Below are 17013 nucleotides of genomic sequence, written 5' to 3' on the forward strand. Positions count from 1 at the left end.
CATGATGAGAGCTACTTTCTGGTACGCGTAGGGAGGAGTCTCCTCCCCCTATCCACTACGGAGCCGTCGCCATGGGGCACTACAAGTCGAATCTCCGCGACATCGAGTTCAACCTCTTCGAGGTACTCGGCCGCGACACGGTGTACGGCACCGGCCCGTTCGCGGAGATGGACGTCGAGACCGCCAAGAGCGTGCTGGCCGAGGTCGCCCGCCTGTCGGAGAACGAACTGGCCGCCTCCTACGAGGACGCCGACCGCAACCCGCCGGTGTTCGACCCCGAGACCAACACCGCTCCGGTCCCGGAGTCCTTCAAGAAGAGCTACCAGGCGTACATGGACGCCGAGTGGTGGCGGCTGGGCATCCCGGAGGAGATCGGCGGCACCACCGTCCCGCGCTCCCTGCTGTGGGCCTTCGCCGAGACCATCCTCGGCTCCAACCCGGCCGTGTGGATGTACGCGTCCGGCCCCGCCTTCGCCGGCGTCCTCCACGAGGAGGGCACCGAGGAGCAGAAGAAGATAGCCAAGCTCATGGCGGACAGGCAGTGGGGCTCCACCATGGTCCTCACCGAGCCCGACGCGGGCTCCGACGTGGGCGCCGGCCGCACCAAGGCGATCAAGCAGGACGACGGCTCCTGGCACATCGAGGGCGTCAAGCGCTTCATCACCTCCGGTGAGCACGACATGTCCGAGAACATCGTGCACTTCGTCCTCGCCCGCCCCGAGGGCCACGGCCCGGGCACCAAGGGCCTGTCCCTGTTCATCGTGCCCAAGTACGACTTCGACTGGGAGACCGGCGAGCTCGGCGAGCGCAACGGCGTCTACGCCACCAACGTCGAGCACAAGATGGGCCTGAAGGCCTCCAACACCTGCGAGATGACCTTCGGCGCCAACGCCCCCGCCAAGGGCTGGCTGATGGGCGAGAAGCACGACGGCATCCGCCAGATGTTCAAGATCATCGAGTTCGCGCGGATGATGGTCGGCACGAAGGCCATCGCCACCCTGTCCACCGGCTACCTCAACGCGCTGGAGTACGCCAAGGAGCGCGTCCAGGGCGCCGACCTGGCCCAGTTCACGGACAAGACCGCCCCGCGCGTCACCATCACCCACCACCCCGACGTGCGCCGCTCGCTGATGACGCAGAAGGCGTACGCCGAGGGCATGCGCTCGCTGGTGCTCTACACCGCCGCCGTCCAGGACGAGGTCCTGGCCAAGGAGGCCGCCGGCGAGGACGCCTCCGCCGCCAAGCGCCTGAACGACCTGCTGCTGCCGATCGTCAAGGGCTACGGCTCGGAGAAGTCCTACGAGCAGCTCGCCCAGTCGCTGCAGACCTTCGGCGGCTCCGGCTACCTGCAGGAGTACCCGGTCGAGCAGTACATCCGGGACGCCAAGATCGACACCCTCTACGAGGGCACCACCGCGATCCAGGGCCAGGACTACTTCTTCCGCAAGATCGTCCGCGACCAGGGCCAGGCGATGACCGCCCTGTCCGAGGAGATCAAGAAGTTCCTGGCCGAGGCCGCCGGCGGCGAGGACCTGGCCGGCGCCCGCGAGCAGCTCGCCAGGGCCGCGGGCGACCTGGAGGCCATCGTCGGCACCATGCTGACCGACCTGGCCGCCACCGAGAAGGACGTCAGGTCCATCTACAAGGTCGGCCTGAACACCACCCGCCTGCTGATGGCCTCCGGTGACGTCGTCGTCGCCTACCTGCTGCTCAAGGGCGCCGCCGTGGCCGCCGACAAGCTGCCGGGCGCCTCCGCCAAGGACAGGGCGTTCTACGAGGGCAAGGTCGCCGCCGCGAAGTTCTTCGCCGCGAACATCCTGCCGGGCGTCGGCGTCGAGCGGCAGATCGCCGAGGCCACCGACCTGTCGGTGATGGAGCTGGACGAGGCCGCCTTCTGAGCCTCCTTCCCGGTCTCCTTCCGAGCCGGCTCCGGCCGGAGCCCCGAGCGGAGCCCGGCCGGGGGAACCGGCCGGGCTCCGGCTCCGCGGACACCCGCGTCCGCCCGTCCTCGGGGGCGGGCGGACGCCGGGCAGGCGGGGGCCCCGTTCCCAGGTCAGGGGGGAGCGGGGCCCCCGCCGTTCGTATGCTGGGCGCATGAGCACTCCCAGCCGCTTCGACCGTGGCCACACCGACGACCTGGCCTCCTTCCTCGCCGCCTCGCCCACCCCGTACCACGCGGTCGCGAACGCCGCCGAGCGGCTGGAGGAGGCCGGCTTCCGGCGGCTGGAGGAGACCGACGCCTGGGACGGCGACGGCGGCGGCCGGTACGTGCTGCGCGGCGGCGCGATCATCGCCTGGTACGTGCCCGAGGGCGCCACGCCCGCCACCCCCTTCCGGATCGTCGGCGCCCACACCGACTCCCCCAACCTGCGCGTCAAGCCCGTGCCGGACACCGGCGCGGCCGGCTGGCGGCAGGTCGCCGTCGAGATCTACGGCGGCACCCTGCTCAACACCTGGCTCGACCGCGACCTGGGCCTGGCCGGACGGCTGGCCCTGCGCGACGGCTCCACCCGCCTGGTGAACGTCGACCGCCCGCTGCTGCGCGTCCCCCAGCTCGCCATCCACCTCGACCGGGAGGCCAACAGCGGCCTGAAGCTGGACCGCCAGCGCCACATGACGCCGGTCTGGGGCCTGGGCGAGCCCCGCGAGGGCGATCTGGTGGACTTCCTCGCCGCCGAGGCCGGCCTGGACGCCGCCGACATCGCCGGCTGGGACCTGATGGTCCACGGCGTCGAGCCGCCCGCCTACCTCGGCCGCGACCGCGAACTGCTCGCCGGACCGCGCATGGACAACCTGCTCTCCGTCCACGCCGGCGCCGCCGCCCTGATCGCGGCCGCCGGGGACGGGGACCTGCCGTACATCCCGGTGCTGGCCGCCTTCGACCACGAGGAGAACGGCAGCCAGTCCGACACCGGCGCCGACGGCCCGCTGCTGGGCAACGTGCTGGAGCGCTCCGTCCTCGCCCGCGGCGGCGGCCCGGAGGACCGCGCGCGGGCGTACGCGGGCACCGTCTGCCTGTCCTCGGACACCGGCCACGCCGTGCACCCCAACTACCCCGAACGCCACGAGCCGGGCCACCACCCGATGCCGAACGGCGGCCCGATCCTCAAGGTCAACGTCAACCAGCGCTACGCCACCGACGGCACCGGCCGCGCCGTCTTCGCCGCCGCCTGCGAGCGGGCCGGGGTGCCGTGGCAGTCGTTCGTCTCCAACAACGCCGTCCCCTGCGGCACGACGATCGGCCCCATCACCGCCGCGCGGCACGGCATCGCCACCGTGGACATCGGTGTGGCGATCCTGTCGATGCACTCCGCCCGCGAACTGTGCGGCGCCGACGACCCGTTCCTGCTGGCGAACGCCCTGACGGCCTTTCTGGAGGCCTGACGGGGAGGCGGGCCGGCCTCTCCCGCGGCGGTCCGCGACAGGCCGTCAGGGACAGCCGGGCGGCCGTGACGGCCGGGGTCCGCGCGGCGCCCGGAATGCAAGTCCCGCCCACGGGTACGCGGTTGGTTGAACGAGCCCTCAACCAGCCGGACGGAGGCGGTTCTTCATGGGCATGGCACTGACCATCGTACTGATCGCGGTGGGCGCGATCCTGACCTTCGGGGTGAGCTGGGAGATCTCCGGGGTCAACCTCGATGTGATCGGCCTGATCCTCATGGCGGTCGGCTTCATCGGGCTGGCATCCTACGTGGCCATCTTCAAGCGCCGCCGTGTGCAGCCGCCGAGCCCGGCGGCCCCGGTCGTCGAGGAGAACCACCGCCACCAGTGGCGCGCCTGACGCGGCGCCCGCGGGAAGGCGTCCGCGAGGCGTGTGCGCCGGACGTGTGCGCGGGCGCGCTCCGGGGCTACGCGTCGCCGTCCAGTCCCGCCAGCACCAGCGGCAGCCGGGAGGCGCCGTCCGCCGTGACGCGCACGGGCACACCCCAGTCCTGCTGGTGCACGTGGCAGGCCGGGTACTCGTTGGTTGGATCGTCGTCGCAGGAGGCGGCCATCGCCGAGACGTGCAGCACACCCTCGGTCGCGCCGTCGGCGAGCACCAGCTCCCGGCTCAGGTCGGTGCCCTGGCCCGCCCCGTCCGCCAGCAGCTCCGGCGGTGTGGAGCTGACCAGCAGCCGGGTGGAGGGGCCGTAGCGGGTGTCCAGCTTCTGTCCGGGCGGGGCCTGGAAGACCACGTCCAGCCGGAGCGCCCCCGGCGCCACCTCGGTCGCCTCGCGCCGGGTGCGGTGGGCGACGGACTCGACCCGTACCGCCTCCTCGGGCAGCCGCAGCCGGGTCAGCCGGTGGCGGGCGGACTCCACGACCACGATGTCGTCCTCCACCAGGACGGCGTCGGAGGGCTCGCGCAGATCCGTGGCGAGCGTGGTGACCTCGCCGCTCGCCGGATCGTAGCGGCGCAGGGCGTGGTTGTAGGTGTCGCAGACCGCCACCGATCCGTCCGGCAGCGCGGTGACGCCCAGCGGGTGCTGGAGCAGTGCCTGGCCGGCCGCCCCGTCGCGGTGGCCGAAGTCGAACAGGCCGGTGCCGACCGCCGTGCGCAGCACGTACCCGCCGCCGTCACCGCCCTCGCCGTCCGCGCCGTTCCCGGCGTCCGCGGCACGCTCGACCCAGCGCAGCGCCGAGGTCTCGGAGTCGGCGATCCACAGCCGGTCCCCGGCCGCCGCGAGCCCGGACGGCTGCGCGAACCACGCCTGCTCCGCCGGGCCGTCCACCAGACCCTCGTTGGTGGTGCCCGCCGCGACCGCGACCGTCCCCGCCTCCGGGTCGTACGCCCAGAGCTGGTGGACGCCCGCCATCGCGATCCACAGCCGGCCCTCCCACCAGGCCACGTCCCACGGCGAGGAGAGGTCCACCTCGCGCGCGGGCCCGGCCGTCGGCGAGCCCTGCCACCACTGGCGGCCCGTGCCGGCGAGCGTGGTGACCTCGCCGCTCGCCGGGTCCCAGGCCCGCAGCGCGTGGTTGACGGTGTCGGCCACGGCCACCCTGCCGTCCGGGAGCGGCGCCAGGCCCTGCGGCTCGCTGAAGCGGGCCTTCTCCTCCGGGCCGTCGGCCAGCCCGCGCGTCCCCTCGCCGACGCGCCGCACCACCGTCTCGCCGTCCGGCTCCAGCTCCACCAGCTGGTGCCGGGTGGTGTCGGTGACCAGCAGGTTGCCCGAGGGCAGGAGAAGCGCCTTGCCGGGGAAGCGCAGGTCGGTCGGCTCCGGCTCCGGCGGAACGTAGGGTCCGTCGCCGCGCCGCAGCGTCCCCTTGGCCTCGTGCTCGGCCTCCAGCTCCGTCACCAGCTTCTCGATGGCGTGGACGTGCCCCTCGCCCGCGTGCTGGGCGACGACGTACCCCTCGGGGTCGATGACGACGAGGGTGGGCCAGGCGCGCACCGCGTACTGCTTCCAGGTCGCCAGCTCGGGGTCGTCCAGGACGGGGTGGTGCACCCCGTAGCGCTCGACGGCGTCGACGACGGCTTGGTGCTCGGCCTCGTGGACGAACTTGGGCGAGTGGACGCCGACGACCACCACGGTGTCCCGGTGCCTCTCCTCCAGCTCGCGCAGCTCGTCGACGACGTGCAGGCAGTTCACGCAGCAGAAGGTCCAGAAGTCCAGGACGGTGATGCGACCCCGCAGGTCGGCCAGGGTCAGCTCCTTGCCGCCGGTGTTGAGCCAGCCCCCCTTGCCGGTCAGCTCGGGGGCACGGACACGGGCACGTCGGCGAGGGGCGGCGGAGGCTGGGTTGTTCATGCCCCCCAGTGTGTCAAGGTCCCGCGCGCGTCCTCGCGCGGCTCCCCGCGGCCCGTGCGGAGGGCGTCCAGCGACCAGCGGCCGGGGCCGAGGGCGGCTATCAGCAGGAAGGCCCAGCAGAACAGCGCGGAGGGCTCGCCGCCGTTCTCGATGGGGAACAGGCCCTCGGGCTGGTGCACGACGAAGTACGCGTAGGCCATCGAGCCGGAGCAGACCACCGCCGCGGTCCGGGTGAACAGGCCCGCCACCACCAGGATGCCGCCGGCGAGCTGGATGACCGCGGCCCACCAGGAGGGCCACTGGCCGATGTCCGGTACGCGGCCGCCGTGCGGGCCGCCGAGCACGTCGAAGAGGGTGGCCGCGCCGTGGCAGGCGAAGAGGAGGCCGACGACGACGCGGAAGAGCGCGACGACGTGGTCGCGGCTCCCGTCCAGGAGGGTCAGGGGGGCGGCCGGGACGGCCGGGGCGGTGGGGGTCTTCCTTCGCATGGTGCGCTCCTGGGGGTGGGGGGTCCGCGAGCTTTCCGGACATGCGACGAGGTGTGGCCGGGCGGTGCCGACCGCCGGGCATTGGTCTAGACCTAGCGCAACGTAGCCATGCGCGGGCTGGTTGTCCAGACCACTCGCGAGTACGTTCCTCCCCCTGCCGCCCCCTCCGGGCCCCGCGGGCGGCGGCCGCGCCGGGGCTCCGGTGCGGCCGCCACCCGCGGGCGCCTCAGCGCGGCGGCCCGGCGGCCTTCGGTGTCCGGCGGGCGAACACGGCCAGCCGCAGCACCAGGAACCGCACCACGGTGACCGTGACGTACGCGGCGGCGAGCACCAGTGCCTCCGCGGCGGGGGTGGGGTCGTCCGCGATCTGCCGGTAGCCCAGGACCGCGGCCCCCGTCAGCAGATAGCCGAACACGAAGAGCAGCCCGGCGCCGACGTGGGCGCGGACCGGGCCCGTGGCGGACCCGCGGAAGGTCAGCCGCCGGTTCGCCTCGGTGTTGGCGAGGGTGAGGACCGTCTGCGCCACCAGATTGGCCACCAGCGGCGGCCACCAGGTCCGCAGCAGCCAGTAGAGCAGGGCGTGCCCGACCGTCGAGGCGATCCCGATGGCGATGAAGCAGCTCAGTTCCCAGGTCAGGGCACCGCGGCCGCCCCGGTCCGCGACGACGGCGTCGGGGTGCTCGGCCACCGGTCCGGGGCGGGGCGGCAGCTCCGCGACCGCCTCCCCCGCGGACTTCATCCGCGCCACGCGCCACAGGCCCCGCAGGTCCTTGACCGCGGTGCCCACCAGGTCGACCCGGGTGTCGAGGTCCTCGACCCAGTCGACCGCCACCTCGTGCACCCGCAGGCCGTTGTGATCGGCCAGCAGCAGCAGCTCGGTGTCGAAGAAGAAGCCGTCGTCCCGGGTCAGCTCCAGCAGTGGCCGCAGCACCTCGGTCCGGGCCGCCTTGAAGCCGCACTGGCCGTCGCTGAACCGGACGCCGTGGGTGAGGCGTATGAGCGCGTTGTACGAGCGGGAGACGAACTCGCGGCGCAGCCCGCGCAGGGTGCGTGCGCCCGGGGCCAGCCTGCTGCCGATCGCCAGGTCGGAGTGGCCGTTGGCCAGCGGGGCTATGAGGGGCAGCAGACCGTCCAGGCCGGTCGACAGGTCCACGTCCATGTACGCGACGATGTCCGCGTCGCTGGCGCCCCAGACGGTGCGCAGCGCCACCCCCTTCCCCTTGCGGTCCAGGTGGACCACCCCCACGCCCGGCAGCTCGGTGGCCAGTTCGCGGGCCACCTCCAGGGTGCGGTCGGTGCTGGCGTTGTCGGCGACGGTGATGCGCCAGGGGTAGGGCAGCTCGTCGCGGAGCCGTGCGTGCAGGGTGCGCAGGCAGCCGGGCAGGGCCCGCTCCTCGTTGTACACCGGGACGACGATCTCGACGGTGGCGGTGCCCCGGGCGGCGCGGGGGAAGCGGACGGAGCTCTGGAACGGCCCCGGCCGTAAGGCGGCCGGCTCGGGGACGGCGGGCTCAGGGGCGGCGGGCTGGGAGGGGACGGACTCGGAGGGTGCGGGCCGAGAGGGGGTGGCCGGCCGTCCGGCGGCTCCGGCGGCGGTGGTGCCGTGGGAGGTGTTCACCATGACTCCTCGTGTGGGTGCGGTGGACGTGCGGGTCTGCCGCGTCGAAGCCGGAAGGGCGGGGGCCGTTCGGCCCCCGCCCTTCCGTCGCCTCCGCGGAGGAGCGCGGGATCGGTGCCCGGCTCCGTGCCCGCTCTGTCAGGTGGTGCCGGCTCCGGCACGCTCGTGGACGGTGTCCCCGCCCTCCCCGGGCCCCTTCGGGGCGCGGCCCTGCCCGGTGCCGTCCGCGGAGGACGCGGGGGAGGCGGGGGGCACGGCGCCGTCCGCCTCCGGCAGGTTCCTCCTGATCCACAGGGGCCCGAGGGCGAGCAGCGCGAGACCGGTGAGCGGGTACGACGCGGCCACGACCTGCTCCCACGCCGCCAGGGCCATCGGGGCCGGCGGGGACTCCTGGATGCCCACGAGCATGAAGACCCGGATGGTGAAGACGGCCACCAGTACCGCCGTGGCCGCGGCCAGCGGCAGGGAACGCGTCCGGTGGGCCCGGACGGCCAGCCAGATCAGCAGCGGGATCACGTAGACCCAGTGGTGCTCCCAGCTCACGGGCGAGACCAGCAGGCCGGTGACCGCGATCGCCGAGAACCCCAGGAGGTCAAAGCCGCGGCGGAACGCGAAGAGGGCCACGGCCGTCCCCCACAGCCCGACCACCGCCATGACCAGCAGCCACCAGGCGGCGAACTGCTCGCTGGACAGCGCCCGCGCCATCGCGCCGGCCAGGGACTGGTTGGGGGTGTCGAAGACGCCGCCCGCGCGGGAGGAGTGGAACACCAGGCCGCCCCAGTACCGTGCCGCGTCCCCCGGCAGGACCATGAAGCCGACGGCCACGGTGACCAGGAAGGCGGCCAGCGCGTTGCGGGCCGCGGCCCAGCGCCGGGTGACGACGAGGTAGACGATGAAGATCAGCGGGGTGATCTTCAGTCCCGCCGCGATGCCGATGCCGACCCCTCGCAGGCGGTCGGAGCGGCGGCTGAAGTCCAGCAGCACGAGCAGCAGCAGGAACATGTTGATCTGGCCCGCTATGAGCTGGATCCGCACGGGGAGCAGGCAGGCCGCGAGGACGAGGCCGACGACGGTCAGCACCGACCGGGTCCGGTCGTCGCGCACGCCGGCGATGCCCAGCGACAGCCACACCACGGCGCCGAGGGCCACCAGCGAGGCGCTGTTCCAGACCAGCGAGGCGGCGCCCACGGGCAGGAAGGACAGGGGGACGAAGAACAGGAGTGCGGTCAGGGGCGGATACAGGTAGGGCATCTCCCCGTACAGGGGGGAGATGATGACGAGGTCGTAGAGGGAGGCGCCCTCGCGGACGGTCTCGCCGCTGGCCAGGTAGACGGTCAGGTCGACCGTCCACCGTTGGCTCCAGTAGTCGTCGCGGGTGTAGATCCAGGACGCGGCCAGGGCCAGCGCCACCGAGACCGCGACGACGGCGGACCAGGTGAGCAGCGTGCGGCGGTCCCTGCGACGCTCGGGGGACACGGGGGTCGGGGTCATCGTGCCGCCTCTTCGGGTTCCGGGTCCGCCGCGCTCAGGCGGGGGCGTCCTGGCCGGCGGCGTCGGCGACGAGCGAGCCCCTGGCCGTGGTGTCGCGGCTCTCGAACAGTCGCGGATGCGCCTGGCGTATGCCGCCCACGACCAGGTCGTAGGGGAAGTCGTCGAACTCGCCGTGCGAGCGGATGAACTCCATGTGCCTGCGTCCCTCCTCGTCGTAGGGGTGGTACATGCTGTCGCCGCGGCCGTCGAACTCCAGCGGCTTGATCCTGTAGAGGCGGCACAGCAGCGCGTTGAAGACGGGCGTCACCTTCACCCACTTCCCGTCCAGCAGGAGGGTGGTGAGGCTGTGGAAGGTGAAGACCCGGCCGCCCATCAGCTCCTCCAGCTTCGGGGAGGCCAGATGGTTGCGGACGTCGCCGTAGTAGAGGCGGCTGGGTACGCCGACCGCCCGCATGGCCGCCGCGTACACGATGGACTTGTGGACGCAGAAGCCCATCCCGCGTTCGATGACGGAGCTGGCCCTCAGGCCTTCGCGGGAGAGGTCGGCCCCGTAGACCTCGTAGTGGATGCCGTCGCGCACCTCGTAGTAGAGGGCGCGGGCCCGCTCGATGTCGCTCATCCCCCTGCCGCCGTCCGGCAGCACCCGGTGGACGAGGGCCTGTACGGCGTCGCTGTCGTGGTCGAGGAACTCTGTGGCCCGCAGCAGGTGGTCATTGGCTGTCGGTGCGGTCATGGCGGTGTCTCCTCACAGTCCGATCATGGTCGCGATGCGCTGGCGCTGGATCTCGGAGGTGCCGGAGTAGATGGTTCCGGCGACCGCGTTGCGCAGGTCCTTCTCCAGGCCGTACTCGGCCGTGTAGCCGTAGCCGCCGAAGATCTGGACGGCGGCGAGCGCGGTACTGACGTTGCTCTCACTGGCCACCAGCTTGCTGATGGCGATGTCGACGGTGGCGTTCTTGCCGGAGTGGAGCTTGTGCGCCGTGTCGTAGAGCCACTTGCGGGAGGTCTCGACGGCCATCTTCATCTCGACGATCTTGTTGGCGACCGACTGGTAGGAGCCGATCGGCTGCCCGAACTGGGTGCGCGTGCGGGCGTACTCCACACAGCGCTCCAGCCGGTGCTGCATCTCGCCGAGGTTGATGACGAAGGAGCACAGGATCTCCCACTTCATCACGTGGTCCAGGATCAGGAACCCGGCGCCGGGGGACCCCACGACGTTGGCCGCGGGGACGCGGCAGTCGTCGAGGAACAGCTCGCTCAGCGGGGAGGTGCGCAGCCCCATCTTGGCGATGGGGCGGCCCACCGACAGGCCCGGTGTGCCGCGCTCCACCAGGAACGCGGTGATCGCCGCCGGGCTGCCCTTCCGGCCTGTGCGGGCGTAGACGACGAACACGTCGGCCACCGGGCCGTTGGTCACGAACGCCTTGCCGCCGTTCAGCACGTACTCGTCGCCGTCGCGCACCGCCGTGGTGCGCATCGACATGACGTCCGAGCCGCCCTCCGGCTCGGTGATGGCGTGGGCGCCGATCAGCGAGCCGTCGCAGACGCGCGGCAGGAAGCGCCGCTTCAGTTCCGCCGAGCCGAAGCGCTGGAGCGGGATGCCCGTGCTCACCATGTGCGTCGAGGCGGAGAAGCTCAGGCCGCCGTCCCGGCAGGCGTTGCCCAGCCCCTCCAGCACGTACATCGTGGTGGGCAGGGACTGGTCGAGACCTCCCCACTCGGTGCCGAAGGGCAGCCCCAGCAGGCCCGTCTCCCGCAGCAGTTTCCACGCGCCGGCGGAGAACTCGCCGCCGGCGTCCCGCTCGACGTGCCCCTCGCCGAGCAGCGGACCCAGCCGCTCGGCCGCCGCGCGCAACTCGCGCTGCTCGTCGTTCCACGCTGTCACTGCGCATCTCCTTCGTCGGTTCCGTCGGTTCCGTCGGTTCCACCGGTGCGCCGACTCCGTGGTGCCGGCGGGGCGGTGCCTGCGGGGCGGCCCCGCGCTCACGCGGTGGCGGCCGCGCCCGGGGCGGGGGCGGGGGCGGGTGCGGGGGCCGGTCGCGGACTCCGGGCCCGGCGCAGCGCGTTGCGGTCCACCTTTCCGGTGGAGGTCACGGGCAGCGGCTCGTCCGTGATCTCGAAGACCGCGGGGATCGCGGTCCTGGGCAGCGCGGCCGCGCAGTGGACGCGCAGTCCGAGGCTGTTCAGCCCCGAGCCGGGCGTACGGCGCACCACGGCGTGCAGGACGTTGTCCCCGGCGGCGTCCGGCACCGCCAGTACGGCCGCCTCGCCGACCTGGGGGTGGTCCATGACGACCCTCTCCACCTCGGCGAGGTTGGTGCGCACCCCGCGGACCTTCACCTGGTGGTCGCCCCGGCCGGTCAGGAACACCAGCCCCCGTTCGTCGCGGCGCACCATGTCGCCGGTGCGGAACCAGCCGTCGCGCCACCGCTCCCGGTCCGGGGTCCGGCCGAGGTAGCCGTGCGCCTGGAAGGGGGTCGCCACCATCAGCTCCCCCGAGCCCGCGCCGGTCACCGTCCGGCCGTCGGCGTCCACGATGCGCGCGGCGACGCCGTCGACGGGCCCGCCGATCGGCACCGCGCCGCCCGAACCGATCTCCTCGGGGGTGATGCGGTGCAGGAAGCTGTCGTTGGTCTCGGTGCAGCCGTAGACGTTCCACAGCCGGGCGGCGGGGAACGTCGCGGCGATCCGCTCCAGCAGGCCGGGCGGGGCGGCGTCCCCGGTGAGCAGTACGTCCCTCGCCTCGGGGAAGACCAGGCCGCGCACGGCCGCCACCTCGGTGACGAGCCGGAAGAACAGCGGCACCGCCTGGAGCACGTGCGGCGCGCGCGAGACGCACAGGTCGGCCAGGCGCACCCCGTCCACCCCGTGGTCGGGGTCGACGAGTTCGGCGCAGCCGCCCGCCGCGAGCGTTGCCCACACGTCCAGCAGGCAGAGGTCGAAGTTGAGCGGGGCGTAGTTGAGCACCCGTGTTCCGGGGCCGATGCCGAAGCGGTCCGCCGCCCAGGACATGAAGCGGTCGGCGCCCAGGGAGTCGAGCACCACCGTCTTGGGCGTGCCGGTCGACCCCGAGGTGGTCAGCAGCAGGCCGGCGCCGGGCGGGAGGTCCCCGCCGCCGTCCGGCGCGGCGCCGGACGGGCGCGACACGACGGCGGGAGGGCCCCCCGGGCCGGCCTCGCCGGCGCTCAGGACGTGTGTGCAGCCCGCCCGCGCGCACAGGGAGGCGAGTGCCTGCGCGCCCAGACCGGCGGACGGCAGCAGGACCCGCCGTCCGGCCCGGAAGCAGGCGATGAGGAGCGCGACGGTCTCCGGCGACTTCCGCGCGGGCACGCACACCGGCGCGCCGTCGGCGATCCGCAGTGACACCAGCTCCGCGTGGGCGGCGTCGGCCCACGCGGCCAGCTCCGCGTACCGCAGTACGCGGCCGTGCCAGGACAGGGCCGGGGCGTCCGGCCGGGTCCGCGCCTGTTCGGCGAAGAGTTCCACGAACGATCGGGACGGCATGGGGGTCTTCCCTTCACGTCGGACGGGCGTGGCGGAGCGGCCCGGACGGGCCGGTGGGGCGGGCCGTCCGGGCGGGCTCGGCAGGGGGTGCGGGGCGCCGGCTCACACGCCGGCTCACACCGCGGCGGCCGGCCGGCGGCCCAGGAGCCGGCCGCCCCCGGGCACTGCGGCGTCCAGCCCGGTCAGGTCGAGCAGCTTCCACAGGCACGCCTGGTTGGAGGTCACCACCGGTACGCCCAGCTCGTCCTCCAGCGGCTCGACCGCCTCGAAGGAGCGGAACCCGCTGCCCGGTATCAGCACGCCGTCGGCGTCCCCCGGGAACCCTCCGGCGACCTGGCGGCACACCTCGTCGGGGCGCACCTCCCAGCGGCCCCCGCGGTCGAAGAGCTGGTGGCGGCGGACCTCCCGCCACTCCTCGTCGAGCTGGTACTGGAGCAGGTCGGCGGCGCTCCTGCCGGCCGCCTCCAGATAGCCGCGCGCGGCGGCGAAGGTCGGCGCGGTGAACCACGGCGGCACCACGACCAGGGGCCTTTCCACACCGGTGGCGGCGAGGGCGCCCAAGATCGCCTGGCCGGCCGTGTACACCTCGGTGCCGCCCGCCAGTTCGCGGGCCGCGGCGGTGAAGCCCTCGTCGAACTCCGGGCCGCCGAAGAAGCTGGCCGAGCCGAAGCACAGGCAGATCGCGGACAGGTCCATCCGGCCGAGCTGGCCCAGCCCCCGCCGGATGTCCGGCGACTCCACCATCTCCTTCCAGGAGGTGCCGGTGTACTCGGCGCCGCCGCTGGTCGGGCTCTCGAAGCGGGCCGCGTGGACGGTGACGCCGTCCGGCGCCATGGCCCACAGTTCGGCCTCGACCACGGGGTCGTTGTGGATGACCAGGACCCCGAGCTGCGCCACCCAGGAGTGCCGTCTCATGACAGCCTCCCCCCCTCGGGGGAGGCGGCGACCGCGCCCTCCTCCTCGGCGGCGTCCCGCCCGGTCCGGGCCGCGGAGGTGCGCGCCAGGCCGAACCACGCCAGCGCGGCGCCGAGGAGGGCGGCCACCGCCGTGGCGACGAACGCCCGGCCGAAGTCGTCCTGACCGGGATCGATCCCGAGCACCAGGACCAGGACGGCGATGCCGAGCGCACCGCTCATGTACTGGGCGGTCGTCATCATCGCGCCCGCCACGCCCTGGTTGCGGTCCTCCACGTCGGCCGTGCCCGCGATGAACATCACCACGTACGTGACGCCGTGCGCGAAGCCGGTGACCAGCAGCCCGGGCAGCAGATGCGCCACATAGCCCTCCCCGCCCACCTGGACCGCGAGCAGCAGCAGGCCGGCGGCGTCGGCGAGGAAGGCCAGGGTGAGGGTCAGCCGCACTCCCAGCGCGTCGACCAGGCGCGCCGCCACCGAGTTCGCCACGGTGATGGCCACGGCCATCGGGAGGAACGCCAGTCCCGCGGAGAGCGGGCCGTAGCCGCGCAGCTCCTGCAGCAGCAGCGTCACCACGAAGAACATGTTCCCGACGCTGGCCATGTAGAGCGCGGTCGAACCGCAGCCCACCAGCAGGGAACGGGTGCGACGGATCGCCGGGGCCACCAGCGGCCGCTCGCTGGCCCGCTCCCGCACCACGAACACGGCCAGCAGGACGGCCGCCGTCCCCAGCCCGGCGAGCGTGCTCCAGTGGGACCAGCCCCGGCCGGACGCCTGGGTGAGCCCGAGGGCCGCGGCGAGGACCGTGCCGGTGCACAGCGCCCCGTTGGGCACGTTGAGGGTGGTGCCGCGGCGGGGCACCGCCGTCGACTTCGGCAGCAGCCGGGGCGCGGCCAGGACGCACAGCACCGCGATGGGCAGGTTGATCAGGAAGACCCAGCGCCAGGAGACGGTGGTCAGCAGGCCGCCCGCCATCACGCCGGCCGCCAGGCCGGAGGCGCCGACGGTCCCCCAGACCGACAGCGCCCGGTTGCGCGCCGGACCCGCCTCGAACGAGGTGTTGATCAGGGCGATGACGGCCGGCTGGAGCATGGCCGCGGCGATGCCCTGGGCTCCGCGGGCGATCAGCAGGACGGCCGTGTCGGAGGCCAGCCCGCCTGCCAGCGAGGAGACGCCGAACAGCAGCATCGCGGCGACGTAGAGGTTGCGGGGGCCGAAGCGGTCCGAGGCCCGTCCGCCGACGATGAGGAACCCGGCGAAGAACACCGCGTAACCGCTGACGACCCACTGGACCGAGCTCTCGGTCAGGCCGAACTCGTCGCCGACGCTGGGCAGCGCGATGTAGACGATGGAGTAGTCGAGGGCGAGCAGGAACTGCGCCACGGCGAGGATCGCCAGTGCGGCGCGGGTGGCGCCGCGGGGTGCCGCGGCGCCGGTGGTACCCGGTGAAGTCATGTGGATCATCCCTGGTCGGAGCCGAGTGGAAGGGGGGCGGGCGCGGTGGCGGCCGAGAGCGCCGCGCGCAGCTCGCCGACCGAGCCGGACACCGACAGCGCGCCGGCGTCCTTCAGTTCGCGGGGGGTGGCGACGCCGAACCCGACGCCGAGTGCCGCCATGCCCGCGCCGCGCGCCATGCGCATGTCGTCCACCGCGTCGCCGACGACGAGGCAGTGTCCGGCGGACACGCCCAGCTCGCCGCAGGCGAGCAGTGCGAGGTCCGGGGCGGGCTTGCCCCTGGGGGTCATGCCGTGGCACGAGAGGGTGTCGAACGAGTCCAGCAGCCCGGCGGCCTCCAGCAGTTCGACCGCGCTGCGCCTGATCTTGCTGGTGACGACGGCCAGCGGCAGGCCGCGCTCGCGCAGTTCGGCGAGCATCCGCGGCACTTCCGGGAAGACCAGGTCGGCCGCGGCCGGGATGACCGTCTCGGTGAACAGCCGCCGGGCGCGCTCCACGGCGTGCGCCACCTCCGCGTGCTCCTCGGGAAGCCCGAGGAGGGTGGCGAACGAGGCCGCCAGGGGGCGGCCGACCGTGGCGCGCAGCCGCTCCCGGTCCACCTCCCGGCCCGTCTCCCGCACCACCGCGTCCAGCACCTTCGTCATGCCGCCCGGGGTGTCCACCAGGGTGCCGTCGACATCGAAGAGCACCGCGCGGTACGGGCCGCTCACGCGGCACCCACCGGTGCGCCGTACCGGCTCATGGCGACGGCCACCTCGGCCGCGAGCGCGCTGGTGGACAGCAGCACGGAGCGGTTCGCCTCGGCGGTGCGGCCCTGGGTCGCGGCCGAGACCGCGCTCAGGATGCGCGGTGTCATCGCCGGGCCGCTTATGCCCTCGCGCTCGGCCTCGGCCTGCTTCTCCCGGATCAGCGCGTAGATGTGCTCCGAGGGCAGCGCGTCCTGCTCGGCGATCGGGTGGGTGACGAGGAACCCGCCGCGGTTCCCGGCCTCCCAGTGCAGGCGGACGGAGGCCGCGAGCTCCTCCATGTCGTCCGTGCGGCGCGGGTTGGGCCGTCCGCTGGAGACGCAGTAGTAGGCGGGGAAGTCGTCGCAGCGGTAGCCGACCACCGGGACGCCCTGGGTCTCCAGGTACTCCAGCGTCAGCGCCGGGTCCAGCACGGTCTTCGCCCCCGCGCACACGGTGGCGACCCGGTGCCGGGTGAACTCGATCAGGTCCGCCGAGACGTCGAAGCTGTGCTGGGCGCCGAAGTGCACCCCGCCGATGCCCGCGACCGCGAAGACCTCGATGCCCGCCCGGGCGGCGGCCACCAGCGCGGCGGAGACGGTCGTGCCCCCGGGCCCCTTGGAGGCCAGGGCGGGGCCGATGTCCCGGGTGCTGACCTTGGGCAGGTCCGGGGTGGTGGCGAACCGCTCCACCATTGCGTCGGACATGCCGACCACGAACCGCCCGCCGAAGAGGCCGATCCTGGCGGGCACCGCGCCGCCCGCCCGGATGGCCTTGTGCATGTCGAGCGCGGTCTCCAGGTTCATCGGGTACGGCAGGCCGTGGGCCACGCCCGAGGACTCCATCGCGACCACCGGCAGCCCCGACGCCACCGCGTCGGCCACCTCGTCCGATATCGAGAACAGTTCGGTCCGGTCGTGTGCGGACATCGGTCCTTACCTCCTTGCTCCGGCCCGTCGCCGGGCCCTGGGGATGGGAAGCGCTGGTGGCTGTCGCGGTGGGTGGCCGGTGCGCCGGGGGAGGGAGCGGGCGCACCGGCCGGCCTCACGGAGCCCCCGTGCCTGCCGGGGGCGGGTCCGACGCCGG

General features: G+C 73.5%; 14 protein-coding genes. 3 read left to right on the forward strand and 11 right to left on the reverse strand.

The window, feature by feature from the left end; genetic code table 11:
- The first annotated feature begins 71 nt into the window (after positions 1-71).
- From ACW69E_RS19570 to ACW69E_RS19580, 3 genes are all read left to right on the forward strand, one after another.
- Positions 72-1898: an acyl-CoA dehydrogenase gene (locus ACW69E_RS19570; protein WP_457499559.1), complete on the forward strand. Its 1827-nt coding sequence runs from the start codon at positions 72-74 to the stop codon at positions 1896-1898.
- Positions 1899-2094: 196 nt separating this feature from the next.
- Positions 2095-3384 carry a M18 family aminopeptidase gene (locus tag ACW69E_RS19575; protein ID WP_457499560.1) on the forward strand — a complete coding sequence of 430 codons (1290 nt, stop codon included), beginning with the start codon at positions 2095-2097 and terminating at the stop codon, positions 3382-3384.
- 166 nt (positions 3385-3550) lie between these two features.
- A complete protein-coding gene (locus ACW69E_RS19580) occupies positions 3551-3781 on the forward strand; it encodes a DUF6458 family protein (protein ID WP_457499561.1) in 231 nt (76 codons plus the stop codon).
- 67 nt (positions 3782-3848) lie between these two features.
- Here ACW69E_RS19580 and ACW69E_RS19585 read toward each other — a convergent pair whose 3' ends face one another.
- The 11 genes from ACW69E_RS19585 to ACW69E_RS19635 form a co-directional block, all read right to left on the reverse strand.
- On the reverse strand, positions 3849-5732 hold the full coding sequence (locus tag ACW69E_RS19585) for an NHL domain-containing thioredoxin family protein (RefSeq protein ID WP_457499562.1): 1884 nt from the start codon (positions 5730-5732) through the stop codon (positions 3849-3851).
- On the reverse strand, positions 5729-6220 hold the full coding sequence (locus ACW69E_RS19590; RefSeq protein ID WP_457499563.1) for a DoxX family protein: 492 nt from the start codon (positions 6218-6220) through the stop codon (positions 5729-5731). Before ACW69E_RS19590 ends, ACW69E_RS19585 begins: the two co-directional genes overlap by 4 nt.
- Positions 6221-6446: 226 nt before the next feature.
- Complete coding sequence (locus ACW69E_RS19595) at positions 6447-7841, reverse strand: glycosyltransferase (RefSeq protein ID WP_457499564.1); 1395 nt, start codon at positions 7839-7841, stop codon at positions 6447-6449.
- Between the two features lie 135 nt (positions 7842-7976).
- A complete protein-coding gene (locus ACW69E_RS19600) occupies positions 7977-9329 on the reverse strand; it encodes a glycosyltransferase 87 family protein (protein ID WP_457499565.1) in 1353 nt (450 codons plus the stop codon).
- A 34-nt stretch (positions 9330-9363) separates the two neighbouring features.
- Positions 9364-10062 (reverse strand): transglutaminase-like domain-containing protein, encoded by a 699-nt coding sequence (locus ACW69E_RS19605; protein ID WP_457499566.1) that lies wholly within the window; start codon positions 10060-10062, stop codon positions 9364-9366.
- Between the two features lie 12 nt (positions 10063-10074).
- The gene (locus ACW69E_RS19610) at positions 10075-11214 is read right to left on the reverse strand and encodes an acyl-CoA dehydrogenase family protein (RefSeq protein WP_457499567.1); all 1140 of its coding nucleotides are present in this window, start codon (positions 11212-11214) and stop codon (positions 10075-10077) included.
- Between the two features lie 98 nt (positions 11215-11312).
- Positions 11313-12833: an AMP-binding protein gene (locus tag ACW69E_RS19615; protein ID WP_457499568.1), complete on the reverse strand. Its 1521-nt coding sequence runs from the start codon at positions 12831-12833 to the stop codon at positions 11313-11315.
- Between the two features lie 114 nt (positions 12834-12947).
- Positions 12948-13748 carry a maleate cis-trans isomerase family protein gene (locus tag ACW69E_RS19620; protein WP_457499569.1) on the reverse strand — a complete coding sequence of 267 codons (801 nt, stop codon included), beginning with the start codon at positions 13746-13748 and terminating at the stop codon, positions 12948-12950.
- Positions 13745-15202, reverse strand: a complete 1458-nt coding sequence (locus ACW69E_RS19625; protein WP_457499570.1) for an MFS transporter — start codon at positions 15200-15202, stop codon at positions 13745-13747. Before ACW69E_RS19625 ends, ACW69E_RS19620 begins: the two co-directional genes overlap by 4 nt.
- Before the next feature lie 5 nt (positions 15203-15207).
- Positions 15208-15912, reverse strand: coding sequence for an HAD family hydrolase (locus ACW69E_RS19630; protein ID WP_457499571.1), 705 nt, complete (start codon positions 15910-15912; stop codon positions 15208-15210).
- Positions 15909-16856, reverse strand: coding sequence for a pseudouridine-5'-phosphate glycosidase (locus ACW69E_RS19635; RefSeq protein WP_457499572.1), 948 nt, complete (start codon positions 16854-16856; stop codon positions 15909-15911). The genes ACW69E_RS19630 and ACW69E_RS19635 overlap by 4 nt, the downstream gene beginning before the upstream one ends.
- Between the last annotated feature and the right edge of the window lie 157 nt (positions 16857-17013).

It is taken from the genome of Streptomyces sp. SS8, from assembly GCF_054072955.1.